18 protein-coding genes are annotated in these 17,691 nt (G+C 45.9%); 8 read left to right on the plus strand and 10 right to left on the minus strand.

Annotation, left to right across the window (positions count from 1 at the left end):
• Positions 1-23: 23 nt before the first annotated feature.
• Both EZ315_RS01890 and EZ315_RS01895 read right to left on the minus strand, forming a co-directional pair.
• The gene (locus tag EZ315_RS01890; RefSeq protein WP_135470123.1) at positions 24-635 is read right to left on the minus strand and encodes a LolA family protein; all 612 of its coding nucleotides are present in this window, start codon (positions 633-635) and stop codon (positions 24-26) included.
• Positions 632-3,562 (minus strand): FtsK/SpoIIIE family DNA translocase, encoded by a 2,931-nt coding sequence (locus EZ315_RS01895; protein WP_242452475.1) that lies wholly within the window; start codon positions 3,560-3,562, stop codon positions 632-634. The genes EZ315_RS01890 and EZ315_RS01895 overlap by 4 nt, the downstream gene beginning before the upstream one ends.
• A 173-nt stretch (positions 3,563-3,735) precedes the next feature.
• On the opposite strand from EZ315_RS01895, the gene EZ315_RS01900 reads away from it, so the two are divergent.
• Together EZ315_RS01900 and rpmH are read left to right on the plus strand one after the other, a co-directional pair.
• On the plus strand, positions 3,736-4,239 hold the full coding sequence (locus EZ315_RS01900) for a flavodoxin (RefSeq protein WP_135470125.1): 504 nt from the start codon (positions 3,736-3,738) through the stop codon (positions 4,237-4,239).
• Positions 4,240-4,329: 90 nt separating this feature from the next.
• Entirely contained in the window at positions 4,330-4,485 is a 156-nt protein-coding gene (gene rpmH / locus EZ315_RS01905) for a 50S ribosomal protein L34 (protein WP_135470126.1), read from the plus strand.
• A 210-nt stretch (positions 4,486-4,695) separates the two neighbouring features.
• Here rpmH and rpsO read toward each other — a convergent pair whose 3' ends face one another.
• The 3 genes from rpsO to EZ315_RS01920 all read right to left on the minus strand — a co-directional run bounded on the left by rpsO (position 4,696) and on the right by EZ315_RS01920 (position 6,320).
• Entirely contained in the window at positions 4,696-4,971 is a 276-nt protein-coding gene (rpsO, locus tag EZ315_RS01910) for a 30S ribosomal protein S15 (RefSeq protein WP_135470128.1), read from the minus strand.
• 136 nt (positions 4,972-5,107) lie between these two features.
• The gene (locus EZ315_RS01915; protein WP_135470130.1) at positions 5,108-5,440 is read right to left on the minus strand and encodes a DNA-directed RNA polymerase subunit omega; all 333 of its coding nucleotides are present in this window, start codon (positions 5,438-5,440) and stop codon (positions 5,108-5,110) included.
• Positions 5,441-5,519: 79 nt separating this feature from the next.
• Positions 5,520-6,320 carry an outer membrane protein assembly factor BamD gene (locus tag EZ315_RS01920; protein WP_135470131.1) on the minus strand — a complete coding sequence of 267 codons (801 nt, stop codon included), beginning with the start codon at positions 6,318-6,320 and terminating at the stop codon, positions 5,520-5,522.
• A gap of 128 nt (positions 6,321-6,448) precedes the next feature.
• On the opposite strand from EZ315_RS01920, the gene EZ315_RS01925 reads away from it, so the two are divergent.
• The gene (locus EZ315_RS01925; RefSeq protein WP_135470133.1) at positions 6,449-7,957 is read left to right on the plus strand and encodes a glycoside hydrolase family 10 protein; all 1,509 of its coding nucleotides are present in this window, start codon (positions 6,449-6,451) and stop codon (positions 7,955-7,957) included.
• Here the strand turns inward: EZ315_RS01925 and EZ315_RS01930 are convergent.
• The 5 genes from EZ315_RS01930 to EZ315_RS01950 form a co-directional block, all read right to left on the minus strand.
• On the minus strand, positions 7,925-8,191 hold the full coding sequence (locus EZ315_RS01930) for a hypothetical protein (protein ID WP_135470135.1): 267 nt from the start codon (positions 8,189-8,191) through the stop codon (positions 7,925-7,927). The two genes, EZ315_RS01925 and EZ315_RS01930, sit on opposite strands and share 33 nt — an antisense overlap.
• Before the next feature lie 92 nt (positions 8,192-8,283).
• Positions 8,284-9,945, minus strand: coding sequence for a bifunctional metallophosphatase/5'-nucleotidase (locus tag EZ315_RS01935; RefSeq protein WP_135470137.1), 1,662 nt, complete (start codon positions 9,943-9,945; stop codon positions 8,284-8,286).
• Between the two features lie 17 nt (positions 9,946-9,962).
• Positions 9,963-10,742: a DUF3108 domain-containing protein gene (locus EZ315_RS01940; RefSeq protein WP_135470139.1), complete on the minus strand. Its 780-nt coding sequence runs from the start codon at positions 10,740-10,742 to the stop codon at positions 9,963-9,965.
• Positions 10,743-10,786: 44 nt separating this feature from the next.
• A complete protein-coding gene (locus tag EZ315_RS01945) occupies positions 10,787-11,419 on the minus strand; it encodes a thymidine kinase (protein ID WP_135470141.1) in 633 nt (210 codons plus the stop codon).
• A 68-nt stretch (positions 11,420-11,487) separates the two neighbouring features.
• On the minus strand, positions 11,488-12,108 hold the full coding sequence (locus EZ315_RS01950; protein WP_135470143.1) for a hypothetical protein: 621 nt from the start codon (positions 12,106-12,108) through the stop codon (positions 11,488-11,490).
• 160 nt (positions 12,109-12,268) lie between these two features.
• On the opposite strand from EZ315_RS01950, the gene EZ315_RS01955 reads away from it, so the two are divergent.
• The 5 genes from EZ315_RS01955 to EZ315_RS01975 all read left to right on the plus strand — a co-directional run bounded on the left by EZ315_RS01955 (position 12,269) and on the right by EZ315_RS01975 (position 17,546).
• Complete coding sequence (locus EZ315_RS01955) at positions 12,269-13,219, plus strand: hypothetical protein (RefSeq protein WP_135470145.1); 951 nt, start codon at positions 12,269-12,271, stop codon at positions 13,217-13,219.
• A gap of 17 nt (positions 13,220-13,236) precedes the next feature.
• Entirely contained in the window at positions 13,237-14,229 is a 993-nt protein-coding gene (locus EZ315_RS01960; RefSeq protein ID WP_135470147.1) for a hypothetical protein, read from the plus strand.
• A gap of 186 nt (positions 14,230-14,415) precedes the next feature.
• On the plus strand, positions 14,416-15,117 hold the full coding sequence (locus EZ315_RS01965; RefSeq protein ID WP_170957432.1) for a DUF1573 domain-containing protein: 702 nt from the start codon (positions 14,416-14,418) through the stop codon (positions 15,115-15,117).
• A 120-nt stretch (positions 15,118-15,237) separates the two neighbouring features.
• Positions 15,238-15,552: an NVEALA domain-containing protein gene (locus EZ315_RS01970; RefSeq protein ID WP_170957433.1), complete on the plus strand. Its 315-nt coding sequence runs from the start codon at positions 15,238-15,240 to the stop codon at positions 15,550-15,552.
• Positions 15,553-16,427: 875 nt separating this feature from the next.
• Entirely contained in the window at positions 16,428-17,546 is a 1,119-nt protein-coding gene (locus EZ315_RS01975) for a 6-bladed beta-propeller (RefSeq protein ID WP_170957434.1), read from the plus strand.
• Positions 17,547-17,691 lie beyond the last annotated feature (145 nt).

Genomic DNA, 17,691 nt, shown 5'->3' on the forward strand with positions numbered 1-17,691 from the left:
ATTGGTTGACTTACTTATATGTTCTATCTCAGATCGATCACCTGGACATTGGGATAACGCTTGGCATCAAACCGGAAATTGCTCACCGGCAGCTTGCCTCCCGCTTTCACATTCTTTATATTGATTGTCACTTTCTGACGGTTGGACATCGTAAGGACAATGCGTGTCGGATAAAGCGTCTTGTCATTGATTGTGACATCAGCCGATGAGATATCGCTCTTCCGGTTATTTGCTGTGAGGCGTAGCGTTGTCACGCCGGCCGACGATGACTTCACCTGCTCGGATGAATATGAGGATGAGAACGATTTCACAATTGCAAACGGATTTATCTGCTGTACTTCTTCTGCTGTCGGACTGATCACATTCACCTCCCCTATCTGGTCGGAATACGTCCATTGCGACTTGCCGTCATACCACGACACCATTCCAGGTGTCGATATAGTGAACATCTCCCCCTGGAGCACCAAAAGCCCTTCGGCAGTATTACCGTCAGCCGATACAGTATAAGTCACGCTAAGGCTCGGCGCACTCTTGATCTTGGCGGCACAACGCTGCAACAGAGCTCCACCGGATGAGGCTGCACCGACACACAATGCAACCATTAGCAATGATACTATTGAAAACAATCTTCTCATGACGCTTTATTTTCAAGTATACGTTCAAGGGTCATGGGATCTACCAGCACCTGGCGCGGCTTTCCACCCTGAGATGGCCCCACTATACCTGCGGCTTCCATCTGGTCCATGATTTTACCTGCACGGTTATAGCCTATGGAGTAGCGACGCTGCAACGATGACGTTGATGCCGTGTCAGTCGACACAACCAGTCGGGCACACTCGTCAAATAGAGGGTCACGGTCCCCAAGTGAAGCCACCGATCCGCTGTCACTGCTCTCAGGAGTGTATTCAGGAAGCTCGTACGCGCTGGCATAGCCCACCTGACGGTCTATGAAGTCACACACAGCCGTAACCTCTGGAGTATCGATGAATGCACACTGCACACGGTCGATCTTACCGTTATTGCTGAACAGCAGGTCTCCTCGTCCTATAAGCTGATTCGCACCCGGACGGTCTATGATTGTACGGGAGTCCACCATCTGGAACACTCGGAAGGCTATACGTCCCGGGAAGTTAGCTTTGATGACACCTGTTATCACGTTGGTGGACGGTCGTTGGGTAGCAAGAATCATATGGATACCCACCGCACGTGCCATCTGGGCTATACGTGCAATCGGAGTCTCCACCTCTTTTCCTGCGGTGATTATAAGGTCAGCGAACTCATCGACTATCACCACTATATACGGCAGGTAACGGTGACCTCGCTCCGGATTGAGAGCATGATGCACGAAACGGTCATTATACTCCTTTACATTCCTCATCTGCGCATCCTTAAGGAGAGCATAACGGTTCTCCATCTCTATACACAGCGAATTAAGCGTAGCCACCACTTTCTGTGGGTCGGTGATGATGGCGTCCTCCTCATCGGGAAGCTTGGCGAGGTAATGGCGTTCAAGTTTAGCATACAGGCTGAACTCCACCTTCTTAGGGTCGACCATCACAAACTTGAGTTCCGAAGGATGTTTCTTATACAGAAGAGATGTGATTATAGCGTTAAGCCCAACTGATTTACCCATACCGGTAGCTCCTGCCACAAGTAAGTGAGGCATCTTGGTAAGGTCTGCCATATACACGTCATTGGAGACTGTACGGCCTATTGCCATAGGCAGCTCCATTGTGCTGTTTCGGAACTTGTCGCTCTCAAACACCGAACGCATCGACACCGTCTGCGGGTCCTTGTTAGGAACCTCGATACCGATAGTGCCCTTGCCGGGGATAGGTGCTATGATACGTATACCCAAAGCTGCAAGACTGAGCGCGATATCATCCTCAAGATTCTTGATCTTGGCAATCCTGACACCCTCGGCAGGAATTATCTCATATAGGGTTACAGTAGGTCCTACCGTAGCTTTTATATTGGAAATGGCAATGCCATAGTCGCTAAGTGTCTTGGTGATGCGGGCGTTGTTCTCCTCCATCTCCTCGGCATCAACGCTCTGGCGGGATTCCACATTGTTGAGGAGATCAAGGGTCGGGAATTCAAATCGCGACAAGTCGGCACGAGGATCATACAACGGTCTGTCACGCGGATCAATGGCTGCCGGATCTCGATCAGCGACAACAGCAACAGCCGGCGAGTCATGGAAAAGCGGGGCAAGAGGCTCTGACACCTCTTCCTCCTCTGAGCTCTCACATATCTCATCATCAGAATCGTAATCGGCTTCCGGTACAATCTCTTCTTTTTTATCAACAACTGCAACAGCCGGAGTGGAAAAGAGTGGCGGCATCTCATTGATGTCCGCTGACACAGCGGCAGGCTTTGCAGCAGGCTCTTGTACCGCTGACCCCACAATAATGTCTGATACGTTTTTATCAACCGTATTCTCATCAGATGCTACCTGTTCATTCCCCGCAGTCATTGCTGGTTTAGCCGAAGCAACAGCTGCTACAGGCACCTTGTCAGCCTTCTCGTTTTCAGCTTTCAATTTCTCAAGCCGTTCCTGGGCAAATCTTTCTTTCTCAGCTCGTTCCTGAGCTATGCGCTCCTGCTCGATGCGTTCTTTTTCGGCCCGCTCCTGAGCAAGACGCTCCATTTCAATAGCTTTTGCTCGTTCTGCCTCTGCTTTTCGAGCCTCACGCCTCGCTTTTCGCTCTGCCTGTCGCCTACGATAGCCCTCTATTCCGGCTGAAGCCACAGATGCTGCCCGCTTCAGCTCATTCAGGTAGAGCAATGCCACCATCGAACCAAGTATGAGACTCACAGCCAAAGCTCCCCATATCCCTGAATATGCTATAAGACGCTGATTGAGCACCTGACCATGCATACCGCCGAGATAAACAGGCGTAGCCACCTCACAGTTTACAAGACCGAGAATCACAGACAATGTAACCGTAAATAGCAGACACCTCATAGTCATCCCCCAAAATCCTGGACGATAGATACCTATCATTGACAGTCCGCAGGCCCCGATATAAAATATCAGGATGAACGCGCCAATGCCAAGCCACTCATACACAAGCGTATGAGCAAGCATTGCGCCAAATTTACGTCCTGCGTTCTCATACATTTCAAGAGCTGCCTCACCATTGAGCACCGCACTCTGGTCCGATCCTATGGTGAAAAAATAGGAGCAACTCACCACAAATGCATACGCAGCAAAGAAGAACAGGATTATACCAAGAAACTTAAATAGCCTTAGGCTATGTATCTTATCCAGAATAGCCATAAACGACGAAGATGACGCCACATGATTCATCGCAGATACATGTGTCGACCGTCCGTCACCTACCCCGGCACTATTGTCAATCGGGGATGCAGAGGCTGCCGACACCGGCTGTCCGGTATTTGGCGATGGGGAAGGCCGCTCCTGTGCGACTGATGCTACAGGCTGCTGTGGCGCAATGTTCACATCTCCGGAAACATGCGCATTAAGCATCTCTTCCGGATCAAATGAGCCACTATCGGAGTAGGACGATTCATCTATGGGCGAATAGGATGTAGGCATATTTTAGTCTGTGGTGTTTTGAAAAACAAAATTAGTAATTTAGATTTGCAAATTCAAACTTTTGGAGAATATTATTTTCCTAAAAGGGACAGCCCATAACTATGAAATATCCCTACTCTGAACATCATGACACACATAGATGTTTGTATGGTACGACACATACATCATTTGACATGAAAAAGATAGGAATTTTCTACGGTTCAACCACCGGCACCACCGAAAATGTGGCACACATGATAGCAAAATGTCTCGGAGTGGAGCAATCCGATGTACACAACACCGCATCGACACCACCCTCCGCAACCGCCGGATATGACGTGCTTATACTCGGGGCAAGCACATGGGACGCAGGTGACCTTCAGGACGACATGGACACATTCCTTGACGGGCTGCAAGTCATCGATCTCAGCGGCAAGATGGTCGCAATATTCGGATGCGGTGACGATTCCATGAGCGACACATTCTGCAATTCAGTAGGCGAGATATACCATCGCCTCCATGACACCCACGCAGAATTCTTCGCTCCATTCAACAACGACGGCTACACATACAACAATTCTGAAAGCGACATAAAGGGCATGACCGTCGGGCTGTGCATCGACAATGTGAACCATCCCGAGGATACCGAGGTCAGAATCAAGGAATGGTGCGCCGACATAAAACAGGAAATTTGTTAAGAAACATGAAATACACTTGCCTTTATGGGATTTTTTGTTTAAATTTGCACCTCAAAATGTGGAATAACAAAAAATAAACCATATACGGCAATGAAAAGAACATTTCAACCTTCTAACAGAAAGAGAGTTAACAAGCACGGATTCCGTGCCCGCATGGCTACACCCGATGGACGCAAGGTACTTGCGCGTCGTCGTGCCAAAGGTCGTCTCCGCCTCACAGTATCAAGCTCTATAGCAGGCAAGTAATTCTTATAATTACAGCTTGATAAACTTATTGCTTCGGGCTGCTGGATATAAATTCAGCAGCCCGAGTTGCTTTATATACTCAAAGCTAAGCCCATCAGCAGCCTCAACAGAAATCGGCATACCCATAAACGTCACATGCCACCGAAACTGAGTTTCGGTGGCATGTGTGGTAATCTTCAAGTAATACCCCTGGATAAACCCAGGATGAAATTACTTTCTGATACCGAGCTCCTTCTGTGCGATTATGGCACGGTAGCGGTTGATATCCTTGCGGATCAGATAGTCGAGAAGACGACGACGCTTACCTACCAAAGCCTTAAGAGCTCGTGCAGTCGTATAATCTTTGTGATTTGCCCGAAGGTGTTCGGTCAAATGAGCAATACGGACAGAGAATAATGCAATCTGTGCTTCGGGTGAGCCAGTGTCAGTCTTGCCCTTACCGTACTTCTCAAAGATTTCTACTTTTTCATCAGAATTCAAGTGCATTGATACAGATGTTTAAAGTGGATGAATATTGATATTATGCTCAAAAGAGCGTGCAAATTTAGTAATTAATCCCGAACTATGCAACATTTGCATTCACTTTTTTCGTGAAGCCACAAAGCGGGGACCCGACCTCCGGTCAATCCTGATCTATATCCTTGGAAGGATTGCGGAAATGGACCTTATGCTCAAGATACTCCTGAGTGGCTATAAGGGTAGGCTTTGGCAACCGCTCATAGAAACGAGAGATCTCAATCTGCTCGCGGTTCTCGGAAACCTCCTCAAGGTTATCATTGAGGGAGGCAAATTCCTGAAGCTTCTTCTCAAGGTCATGCTTCATCTCCGAAGCGATCTGATTAGCTCGTTTTGCGATGATGCAGACGGTTTCGTATACGTTGCCGGTGTCCTCGCTCATTGTGATGAGGTCGCGGGTCTGAGTGTTGAGAGGGGCGTTGGTCTTTTTGTAGTCCATTGTTTGGTATATACGATTGTTTTCTTCTTGAATGTTAATGAGTGAGAACATGCGGCGAGCAGTCGGCTATAGACCGGCATCACTCCTTTACATATCGGCTGGCTATCTTGAATATATTGTCAGCCTCCTCACGGTTGGGGGTGTCAGGATAGTTATTGATGAATGAATAGTACTCGTCAATGACCACCGAATAGCGTTCGGCCTTCTTTTCATCAACACTCTCACGAGCCTCCTGATATCTGGCTTTCAATATAAGCAGCTCCAGATCCTCCTTATACTTGGAATAGGGATAATCCTTTATGGCATTGCGCGCCACTATCACAGCACTCTCATAGTTATTGCCGAGATAAGTCCCGAGATTGTAATAAAGCTGGGCATTCTCAAGCTGCTTAAGGGTGAGCTTGTCCTGAAGCTCGAATATAGCATTCTGCGCGATAGACACCTTGTCGCTCCTTGGGAAATAGTCAAGGAACCCCTGCAACTCCTGAATGGCCTTTATAGTCCCCGACTGGTCAAGCTGGGAGTCGGGAGAATCGAGGTAATAACCGTATCCGGCATAGAACCTTGAAAGCTCGGTGTGCTTCCCTTTCGGGTAACGCTGATAATACTGCTTGAAGTATGTGCCGGCGGTCTCATAATCCTTGTTCTCATAATTCGACAGAGCAAGAAGATACAGAGCGTCCTCAGCCTTTTCAGAGCCTTTGAACACCTGCGGCACATTCTCAAGGGCTGTCGCCGCCTGAGTATATCGTTTCTCTTCAAATGCTCGTTTCGCGAAATCCAAGCGATAGTCAGCATCATTGCTTTTGAGTACACGCTGATACTCGCCACAGGAAGCCAGGGCGACGGTTGCGAGCAGCACTAAGAGGTATTTGTACATATTTATCAAGGTAGGCTACGAGAGCGTTAGCGTTTCAACTTGCAAAATTAGTCATTTTTACGAAAAAGTCCAAGCCCGAGAGTGATAATTGTTGAAAATTGTGTTAATTTTGCGCTAATTATACCGACATGAAATCAATCGCACCGCTATTCAGCCTGAAAAATATAGTTCTATCCCTGTTGTTTATGTCAATGGCGGCATCCGTCGCCGCATCCCCGAAGAGAGAGATGCGAGGCGTGTGGATAGCCACAGTATGGGGCATAGACTGGCCATCAAAACAAGGGGTCTCCGAGAATATCCGACACCAGCAACAGCAGCAGCTCAGCGACATTCTCGACCGATGCAAGCAGATGAATCTCACCACAGTCTGTTTCCAGGTAAGAGGGATGGCAGACGTCATGTTCCGCTCCGAATTAGAGCCATGGAGCTCTTTTGTCAGCGGCAAACGCGGCACCGATCCCGGATGGGACCCGCTGGAATGGGTCACTGCCGAATGCCACCGACGAGGACTTGAATGCTACGCCTGGGTCAACCCGTTCAGATGGTCATCCGGTACCGACTACAGTTCCCCGCAGGACAAAAAATGGAAAGACAATGGCTGGCTCCTGAGCCATGGGAAATACACGGTGTTCAATCCTGGCCTTGAGGAAGCCCGACAACACATAGTCGATATATGCCGTGAGATTGTAGAAGGATATGACATCGACGGACTCATTTTCGACGACTATTTCTACCCTAACCGCATACCTGAAACCTCCGATGCCCCTGACTATCACCTATACCGGAACGAATCTCCATGGATGACATTCGGTGACTGGCGCAGAGCAAACATCCACAAGGCAATAGCCGACGTTAAAAGCATGATAAGCGACACCAAGCCTTATGTGCGATTTGGCATATCCCCTGCCGGAGTTGCAGGAAAAGACGAGACATCCGCAGCAAAATGGGGTGCCGAATGTGTAAACGTCAAAGCCTCCGACTGGCAATACAAAGAGATATACTCCGACCCGTTGGGCATGATGTATCAGGGCACAGTCGACTTCGTGTCGCCTCAGATCTACTGGCCAACAACCCACGACACCGCCCCTTACATACCGCTTGCCAAATGGTGGTACTCCACGGCCAACATGTATGGCTCACATCTTTACACAAGCGTGACCCTTGAGCGCATCAACACCGGAAGCCTTGCCGAGCACAGGCGCGACCTCGAACGGCAGATCGACTGCAACCGCCGGTCAAATATCGACGGCAATCAGGGCATAATGATATACAGCGCGAAATTTCTTCCGAAAGTGTCACACACTCTGTCCGGCGAACTGTTCGCATACCCGTCACTCACTCCGGCAATCAAGTCCGCCGAAGAGACAACAGAGCCGCCACGCAATCTGAAACTGAGACATGGCTCCCTCTCATGGCACCCCATAAACGGTGTCAGACGCTACACCGTATACGCAGTGCCCGACGAGGTTTCAATCCTGGAAGCCATGGACGAAAATGGCGACGGCATAGATGGGGCCTTCCTAATAGGAGTGACCTACGAACCTCGATATGAAGTCGGTACCGAAAAGGGATACCGTTATGCCGTATGCGCATACTCCGGATTCTCAACCGAGGGCACACCTGCCTGGCTCGATTGAAACCCCAGGCGATCCGCCCGACGCCATGGAATCAACGCTTCGCTCCGTGTCATGTACCACATAGAAACGTATCATCGCATAAAGCATGTTCTGCATCGGGGTCAGGGACTCCGAAGGATCGTTGCCGAGAATGAATTCCGCACTTAAGGCATTGCTTATGGATATGCGGTCCTCTGGCGGAAGAGAGTTTACCGTGTCAATCACTCGTGACGAGATGACAAATGGAGTTGCCATAGGATAAGTATTTTAAGGTTACGGCACAAATTTAACCCACCTGATGGGCAACTTCACGGCTCAGTGATCTTAAAAAACGTCAACACCGCCTCTCATGCAAACAGCCTGTGACGGTCCCGGGGAATGGCGGCATCGACAATCTCTTCCGGAACAAATCGCCAGTTCCGTGTCACAACAGGAGATATCATCCCCTTTCGCTCTATTGCCTTCATGAGATAGTATCTCAGATCAAGCTCAGTGGCATCAAGCACGCGGCTCTTAAGTTCATCATGCGAGATCCCTGCACCACGCGTTATCAGCTCCCCTCCGCCATTGGCCCTGTATGCATTGACCGCCACGCGGTAAGTGCGCTTCAAGTCAAACGGAGTGCCGTCTGCCATGGAGGATATACATATTTTTTGACCCTTGGGACAAGTGACGTCAACCGTATAATTCACACCGAATGCCGAATCAAAATTATATGAAGGGTTTATCAGACGTGAATAATCACCCTTCACAGGATTGCCCGAAGCGAATTTCAGTAAAGGGTCACAAGGCGACCCCATCACGGCTGTCCATAGATTATAGCTCATCTCAAGATGATTCTTCACTTCCTCCCCGGTCATGGCAAGCGTGCAAAGCTGATTCTCATATTTATAGAGGGCAAACATATCGCTCATGCGCAATGTGCCTTTTCTTATCACAGCATCAAACGACAACGGTGCTGCAAGCGATATGTCAGCCCCAGATATCTCAAGCTGAAGCGTATGGATAAGCTCCATGAATGCCGACGGACCGAAATAAGCATCCCTTACACCGAAATCACCTGTAGCCTCACCTATCACCTTCTCCACAAACTCCTGCGTCAGCTTCCGTTCCGGAGCAAATTCTTCAAGAAAACCCTCATCGGGTTCATGATCGGCGACAGAGACCACCCTGCCGTCCACATTACAGTCCACCACCCTGCCATAATCATCCTGTTCCACCGTAACAACAGTCTCTGCTACATGTGTCGCATAAGCTCCAGGATTGATGAGCAGAGTGCCGTTCTCCTCCCTGATTACAGCTCTGGAATGGTCATGTCCCATGATTATCAGATCAAAGCCATCCACCTCGCGGGCCACAATATCCGATGCGTTCTCCATCCATTTCCAGGTGGGATGAGTGCTATGATAACCGGAATGGAACAGCCCTATGACGACATCCGGACTCTCCCTCTCCCGTATATGCCTCATCCATCTGCGGGCACTCTCCACCATAGGCTCGACATCAAGCCCTTCCCACAACTTTTCAGGCAGCCATGCCGGAATAGCAGATGTAAGAAGCCCGAGCACAGCAAAACGCACACCATTACGCTCCACAACTGTATAAGGCTTGAAATAAGGCTCCCCGGTGGATATATCAGTGACATTTGCACCGAGAAGAGGGATGGGCGCAAGGTCGGCACGGAAACGGTCATAGACCGGATGGCCGGTCTCTATATCATGATTCCCTATTGTCATCGCATCATATCTCATACGCTTCATCACCCTCGCCACAGGATGAGCTGTCCCAGTCTCTATAAAATTATAGAGATACACGGCAGGCTGCCCCTGCAATATATCGCCATTGTCAAGAAGCAGCACACTATCCTCCCCCATTACAGCGCGTTGCGACTCAACATAAGCCGACACCCGCGCCAATGAGCCGGGCGCGGGTGACAGAGTGGTGAAATCATAGGGGAACAACATTCCGTGGACATCCCCTGTAGATATTATCTTAAAAACTTTCTTCATATTCCTTTACTTCATCCTTAAGGATTCGGTCCGGTGTACAGAGCCCTCACCTTACCTACCGGCAACTGCCCCTCCACCTTGACAGGTATACGGCGCGAGTCGGCTGTGATCCATCCGTCTATCGGGTCGGACGACTGCTTTCCGCGACGCGTGAAAGTGAAATTAATGTGAAACGTCTGAAGGTTCGATCCGTTAAGTGCCACCTTCTGCTTGCCGAGATAAGTTATGGTAAGCAACTCCTTCTTCGACCCGGAGAAAATGTTTACTGTCGTATTCTGACCGATCTTCATATTATCGAAATCAAGAGTCCTGAGATAGAAAAACGAACTCAACATATCCACGGTCATCCCCTGCGCCTCAAGGCTTATTGTGCTCGAAGTCATGGGCGCGTCAGCCGTCGCACGCTTGTAACGCACAGCCTCGGCTGTAAAGATGTTGCCCTGACGCTTGAAGTTGAGAATATCTTTCTTGTACTTCCCCTGCTCATGGGCTATATACACATACTTCACAGGATAAAGACCGCTCTTGGTCATTGTCGTGTAAAGGGTGTCACGTAGCATGTATATACTGTTGGCCCAAGGCGCATTCTGGGCATACACCGATGCCCTGTACAGGTCACCGTCATTACGCAGACTCATCGTTGCATAACCTGCCACCTTGTTAATAAAGCCCCACTTGTATATCACATCATATGTGAGGGTCTCGTCAACGAGCGACACCACCGGTTCGCCTCCGGCTCTCAGGACAGGCAGCGAGAGCAGACAGCCTAATATCACACGGATCAACTGATGTTTCATAATCACATGTCTTTTTATATAAGACCTCCCCGGAGGCAAATAGTTTATTCAAGCTCACGGAACGGAAGCACCGACCTATAGCTCTGCTCGATCCGCTTGTTGCGCCAGCACTTGCGGCACACCGCTATATAGCGGTCATCCCCGCCGATCTCAACCTGCTGACCCTCCTCCACAAAGTCTCCATTGCTATCCATCCTGGCATTGATGATGGTCTTGCGTCCGCAAGTGCATGTCGACTTGATCTCATCGATAGTGTCGGCAATCTCGAAAAGCCGGCGGGAACCTTCAAACAGGCAGCTGCGGAAATCGGTGCGGAGTCCGTAGCATATCACATTGCTGCCGAAATCATCCACTATGCGCGCCAACTGGTCCACTTGAGATGCGGTCAGGAACTGTGCCTCATCAACCAGAAACCAATCTATCACAGCCATTGTCTCCTCAAACATCTGCTGAGCCATCTCATAGAGATCACTTTCGTGATATATCCATCGGCATTCACGCTGAATGCCGATGCGCGAATGTATCACATTGGTTTTCTCACGAGTGTCGACAATAGGTTTGAGGCACACGTAACGCATGCCCCTCTCCTCAAAATTGTAAGCCGTGGTGAGCAGCAACGCTGTCTTGGCTGAACCCATGGTGCCGTAACGGAAGTACAGTTTACCTTTTCTATTCATCCTGATGAATGATTGTATTTCAGGACAAAGTTAATGATATTTTCCGATAAAACACCACTTCCCTACAGTTATTCACTCTGCCTGGTGAGCACAAAATCCTCTTCGCCCACCTCATATTTCAGCAAAGCACCCTTTATCTTCACGTCATCCATATGTCGAAGCGATGCATACCTAACGGAGAGAGCCTGCTTTATACCCTCGGCAATACGAGCCCTAACTTCAGGGTTCAGAGCATCAGTGGCGGGATTCCCCATCACCATAGGACTGCCGTTGGCAGCAACAGCCTTGGGATCAACATCCACAACAAGCGATGCCACATCCATGCTCAGTGCCATCTCATCATCATCCACCACCGTCCAGGTGCCCGAGATAGTGGTATGCGCAGCCGCCGAAAGCTGAATCGGCTCCGCAAAAGCACTGTCCACCACCTGGGTAGAGACATTGACCATCCCTGACACAGTGACAGCCCCGGTGAGAGTCTCATTGGCTGTCATTGATGCAGGTGAAAACTCATAAGTGTCAATTATGGATGCCGAAATGGCAGAATTGTCCGAGATCGCCTCGGGAGTCCCTTGCCACACACCGGGAATCTCCTTGGCAAACCGTGCTTCACTATTACTACAAGCCACCAGCAATGAGCCGATAGCCAACAACTCCAACATCGGAACGAACGATACTAAGGATTTCATAATTCAATAAAAACATACATTATTTACATTAATAACATATAATTATAAAAAATTGTTTCCTAATAATTAATAAATTTCATATATTTGCACTTGATAAATCAACTTAAGGACACACAATTTTCTTAATCATTCTTCTAATAATTATTGCTATAAAACACCGATGACAAACACACCAATAAAACACATCGTCAGCATAACAATAGCAACAATCTATTTGACCATCCTAAATGGATGCCATGGAAGCTCAGAACTTGAGCGTGCTCTTGACATGGCTGGAAATAACCGTCACGAACTTGAGACTGTACTTAATCATTATAGGACTGATTCGTTAAAATATCAAGCCGCGGTATTCCTCATAGAGCACATGCCCTACCAACGAGGCATAGCATATGAGGATACAATACGTCTGTACACCTATTACAAGGCAATATCATCCTCTCATACAGACCCATGGATATTATGTGACTCCATAAGAGAAGCTGATGGGCAATTCAATGCTCAGTTGAAGATAGTCCAGAACGATATCTGCGAGATCTCCTCATCATTCCTTATTGACCATATTGATGCTATGTTTGATGCGTGGGCATCTCAACCTTGGGGTGATAAAATTGATTTTGACATGTTCTGTAATCATATTCTTCCTTACCGTCTGCGGGACGAACCACTTATGCCATGGGCAAGACAACTGTACGAACAATACAATCCAATACTCGACAGCATCAGAAAAAGCCCAGACTCCACTGATATTCGTGCAGCCGCAACAGTTATATTGCGATATCTTCAACACCAGCGCATTATATTCACTCACGCAATACCTCAAGGTGTTAATGTTGGCATCAAGAATGTGGATTGGAAGATCGGAGACTGCAAGGAATTTACAGATATCCTTACATGGGTGCTTCGTTCGCTTGCCATACCTTGCGGATGCGACATGATGCCGGTACGTGGCGATAACAATGTGCCTCATTACTGGAATTATATCATTGATAACGATGGTCAGTCATGGTATGGCTCAATAGGCTATGCCGAAAGTGAATACAAAGCACCTAACACATATTGGATCCCAAAGGGAAAGTATGGAGAGAATGTTACGCTCTCAACAGAGGATTGAGCAGGAAAATGCATGCCATGACTAACAGTAGAAATATACATCCTGCATTTCGCTATCCTACCATACAGGATGTTACTGCTTTATATGCCAATCCCAAATGTTTAAGTTTTAATATTCATGCAGATCGTTTATATAGATTACCCGTCAATGACGAGCCTTTGTATCTATGCATGTCGAGTTCCGACAAGTGGATACCTGTTGATGTGATTGAATTTGCAGCAAAAGATAGTACTGTCAGAATCAAAGATGTTGAGGGAGATGTGGTATTTCGTATAGCCACGTCTTCAGGCGACCGATTGAATTTCATTGCACCACCATTTCTTGTCGATCGCAGGACTGGCGAATTACATTGGTATGAAACGTCCTCTTCAGATAAAGAACAGGTATGCCTTCTTCATAAATTTAATCTTCGTACCGAGCCATTTGGACAAAATATGATTGGAGGCATTTTCGAGGGTAGTAATAATGCTGATTTCCATTTAAGTGACACACTGCACATTATAAATAAATTTCCTGATAGACTTTATAACCTAGCACATATCACACATTCGAGCAAATATCGATATGCCCGATACAGAGGAATCAAAAGCGGCTCATCTGACATTTCGGAACTGACATTCATTAATGATAAAGATCTTCCCATAAAAGGGAAACCTATATGCAATATAAATGAACTGACACTAGTGAACGCATTTGACGGAGATCCCTACACATCATTTCATACTGTAGAGAAAGATGCTTGGATAGGACTTGAATTTGATGAGCCATGCATCATTTCGTCAATAATATTCACCCCTCGAAATCGCAAAAACTATATACAACCTGGCAACAGATATGAACTGTTCTATTGCAATAATGAGGGATGGGCAAGTGTTGGATCATACACGGCGAAAAGTGATTCACTGTTATACGATGTACCAAGAGGTTCTCTGCTCTTCCTGAAAAATCATACAGAAGGTAACCAGGAACGCATATTCGAGTACCGTAATGGAAAGCAAATATGGTGGTAAATCTTAATTAATACTCAATATATGAAACATCTAATATATTTATCTATTCTAATACTTACTATCATTGTCACATCATGTGCTCAAAATGATAAAGCAAGAGTAATGGAGCATGTCGGACAGTGGTTTGGTCGACATTTACATCTGCCTACACATATCATTGATGCCTTAACAGGCGACACTATCAGTATGTCTGATTCAGAGTTCACAATACTTACATACATCGACAGCCTTGGATGTACGAGATGTAAGATGAAACTACATCTATGGAATGAATTTCTCGGCTCGTTGGATTCTATAACTGAATCCGATGTAGTCGCGCTCATGGTGATACACACCTCCGATTCTCGTGGCATCAGATATCAACTTAAAATTGACGGCTATGAATATCCTTCATACATTGATAGTACCGACATAATAAACAAGCACAACGCATTCCCTTCCGAACTGATGCTTCAGACGTTTCTCCTCGACTCCTCTCATCACGTGATTGCCGTCGGGAATCCGGTATACAACAATAGAATAGCCAATCTTTATAGAGATATCATATCTGGAGGGAAAATAGTTACTCAAGCAGGCTCCATCGGTATTATGGTCAACGTAAGGTCACTTGATATCGGAGATATACATCTCGGAGAGACTGCAAATCATAACTTTGTGTTAAAGAATGTGAGTGGTGACACAGTAAACATACGCAAAATGATATCATCCTGCGATTGCACGGTTGCGGAAGTTGAAAATACTTTGATTGTTCCTGGAGACAGTGCTACCATATATGTCTCGTTCAAAGAAGACTCTATAACAGGACGGTTTAACCGCACTGTTCACGTTTTTTACGATCAATTCACAAATCCGACAAAACTTGAAATCACAGGAAACGTAATAAAGTAATCTTAAATAATCCTATAAAATATGTAATACTCATAATCTATTATCTCGTCTTAACATAAGGCTTCCGTTGAAATGATACATACGGAAAAACAGTTTAAATCATCACAAAATAAAAATCGTATGAAAAAAATCTTCATTCCCGCATTATTAGCATTAGCTACAACAAGCGGAATTATGGGATATCACTCCCAAATCAATAATATTGAATCACTTAGCGATCTTGCCTTAATTAATATAGAGGCTCTTGCTGATGGAGAAAATGTGTCTCCAGGATTTTCATGGGAATATTCAGATGGCAAGCCAATGCTTTTTGATTGTAACGCTAAAATTGGAGAATATATTTTTGGCATATCTAAAGAATGTGGATTTCAAGTGGTCATGTGCCAAGGCGGAGGATCTGGATGTAATGAAAGAAGATGTCCTGAGCACGGATAATCAAGTAATTATATATATTTAATACATGTTGGTTGAATTAAATTCATGAATATTTATCTGCCCAATTGGACGATGATTAACGAAATTGACATATTGCATGAAAGCCAAGCTGCAATTTTACCTGCCATACTAGTAAAAAGACCTTAGAACTGTTTTTCATTGTTTCGTGTCATCATAAGATTGTCGCTGATCTGAGAAAAAATATAGTTTCGATGCGTTTGCAGAATTTCTTGTAGTCCCATGTTGGAGAACGCTAGTTCTTCTGATTCAATCCATATAGAATCTCAAGAGTTATGTTTGCGATCTCATATAGATTTTTCTAAACTATGGCATTTAGACATCCTTTGTCTCCAAGCATCGGCATTGTCTCTTCCCATGATACAGCGTTTGGCTCTGTCGTTTTGACAAACTTTGACAAGCATTGAGTTTATGCAGAACACACCTTTGTAACCATCACAGCAACAACTTTGAAGTCAGAAAACTTCGAAACAATACCACTTCTTGACACATTTTCAAGTTCATTGGCACGATTTCCGGCTAAATCCTTTCAGACTCCAAGTATTCTGACAAAACTTACCATGAAGTCGCGCATAAACCGAGGAATAGTAGTTAACGATATGGTTACCTCTGATTTACTAATAATCTGCAAGGTTATAGAACTTTTTATTTATCGATATTTATAAATTTAATTCAACCAACAAGTATTTAATATTTGACTCTATTATAGCAAGTAGATAAATTAGAGAGAGCATATCATATGCAACATTAATTATACATAATATAAATGAATTTACTTAACATGTATTCGATTCTAATTCATTTACTTGCTCTTTCAATTATAATAATCTCTCTATTATATGCTAACAACTAATATAATGAAAAATAGAATTGTCAAAGCATTAATTATGCTGACATGCATGACATCCTGTACACACAATCATAATGGCGATTATAATTATACAGAGGAGTATATTAATCTCAACAAAGTGACCGATGCCATTACTAATGATGTGGTTGACTCGATCAGCTATCTTGGATTGCCTGATATAAACGGCAACATACCGGTCAATGTTAACAAGCTGTATGTGGTCAACGGCACCATATACATCGGTGACTGCTGGCGTAGTAAGGTATTCGCATACGACCGGAAATCAGGAGTGCCGAAATTTGTGCTTGACAGCAGAGGATCCGGACCTGAGGAATATCTCGAAATAAGAAGCATCGCTATCGATACAGCAGCTATATACATTGTGGATAATTACACACAACGCATGATGGTCTACGACAGTAATGACGGCAGCTATATCAGAACCATGAAAATGCCTGTGATAGCAGATGATGTGGAGACACTCGACGATGGTGGATTTATATTTGCATATATTCCGATGAAAGGGGTTAAGCTCGCAATCGACCAGCCGGAAAGCCGACTGTTTGTAGTCGACAAAGACCTCAAAATACATGACTCATATCAAGAGGTTAAGGATGGAATTTATGATGCAATCGGCCAGCGGACAATATTCTCACGATGCGATCAAGGCATAGTATTCAGCACGGCATCGATAGACGGATTCTTTATAATAGACCCCAAAGACCCGTCAAAGCAGACTTTGATCCGGCTGCCTTTCACCAATGGGCTTGAAGGGAAATGGGATGTAGTTCCTGATGAAATATCAGGTTATCAGCATTTGTCATCCGTGCCGTATGTTTGTGGAGATAATATCTATATATCCTACACATCCGACAAGGGTTATGGTGAAAGTGTATTATGGAACTCCCGATACAACGGCATCCTACAGAATTCAAGTGACGACCTTAGCAAAGCTCTCATTCCTATAGTCGGTACTTACGACGGATGCCTCATCGGGATGGTTGACGATTATGAGACTTACTCATACATGATTGAACAGGGCTTTGCGAAAGCACCCGACAACGTATCGCAGCTCCTGAAAGATGGCAGTGGCATAGCCTTGGTGTTCTATAAAATGAAAAAATAGCGATTCGACACTGAAAGCCAAATGACGTGTCAATTATAAAATATCGATCTGACAAATGCCAAATAACTGAACAGAAAGATTACTTTTTATTCCATAATTTATGCGGTATTCTCACTGATTCTGCGTACATTTGTGTGACACATTA

This window comes from Duncaniella freteri (assembly GCF_004766125.1).
Lineage (GTDB): Bacteria > Bacteroidota > Bacteroidia > Bacteroidales > Muribaculaceae > Duncaniella > Duncaniella freteri.

Bases quoted from the DNA above. Each gene is read 5' to 3' on its own strand.
- EZ315_RS01920 (WP_135470131.1), bottom strand. From the start codon at position 6,320: ATGTACAAATACCTCTTAGTGCTGCTCGCAACCGTCGCCCTGGCTTCC.
- EZ315_RS01975 (WP_170957434.1), top strand. From the start codon at position 16,428: ATGAAAAATAGAATTGTCAAAGCATTAATTATGCTGACATGCATGACA.
- EZ315_RS01890 (WP_135470123.1), bottom strand. From the start codon at position 635: ATGAGAAGATTGTTTTCAATAGTATCATTGCTAATGGTTGCATTGTGT.
- EZ315_RS01925 (WP_135470133.1), top strand. From the start codon at position 6,449: ATGAAATCAATCGCACCGCTATTCAGCCTGAAAAATATAGTTCTATCC.
- EZ315_RS01915 (WP_135470130.1), bottom strand. From the start codon at position 5,440: ATGGACTACAAAAAGACCAACGCCCCTCTCAACACTCAGACCCGCGAC.
- EZ315_RS01955 (WP_135470145.1), top strand. From the start codon at position 12,269: ATGACAAACACACCAATAAAACACATCGTCAGCATAACAATAGCAACA.
- rpmH (WP_135470126.1), top strand. From the start codon at position 4,330: ATGAAAAGAACATTTCAACCTTCTAACAGAAAGAGAGTTAACAAGCAC.
- EZ315_RS01945 (WP_135470141.1), bottom strand. From the start codon at position 11,419: ATGAATAGAAAAGGTAAACTGTACTTCCGTTACGGCACCATGGGTTCA.
- EZ315_RS01930 (WP_135470135.1), bottom strand. From the start codon at position 8,191: ATGGCAACTCCATTTGTCATCTCGTCACGAGTGATTGACACGGTAAAC.
- EZ315_RS01965 (WP_170957432.1), top strand. From the start codon at position 14,416: ATGTCTGATTCAGAGTTCACAATACTTACATACATCGACAGCCTTGGA.
- EZ315_RS01900 (WP_135470125.1), top strand. From the start codon at position 3,736: ATGAAAAAGATAGGAATTTTCTACGGTTCAACCACCGGCACCACCGAA.
- EZ315_RS01895 (WP_242452475.1), bottom strand. From the start codon at position 3,562: ATGCCTACATCCTATTCGCCCATAGATGAATCGTCCTACTCCGATAGT.
- rpsO (WP_135470128.1), bottom strand. From the start codon at position 4,971: ATGCACTTGAATTCTGATGAAAAAGTAGAAATCTTTGAGAAGTACGGT.
- EZ315_RS01950 (WP_135470143.1), bottom strand. From the start codon at position 12,108: ATGAAATCCTTAGTATCGTTCGTTCCGATGTTGGAGTTGTTGGCTATC.
- EZ315_RS01935 (WP_135470137.1), bottom strand. From the start codon at position 9,945: ATGAAGAAAGTTTTTAAGATAATATCTACAGGGGATGTCCACGGAATG.
- EZ315_RS01970 (WP_170957433.1), top strand. From the start codon at position 15,238: ATGAAAAAAATCTTCATTCCCGCATTATTAGCATTAGCTACAACAAGC.
- EZ315_RS01960 (WP_135470147.1), top strand. From the start codon at position 13,237: ATGACTAACAGTAGAAATATACATCCTGCATTTCGCTATCCTACCATA.
- EZ315_RS01940 (WP_135470139.1), bottom strand. From the start codon at position 10,742: ATGAAACATCAGTTGATCCGTGTGATATTAGGCTGTCTGCTCTCGCTG.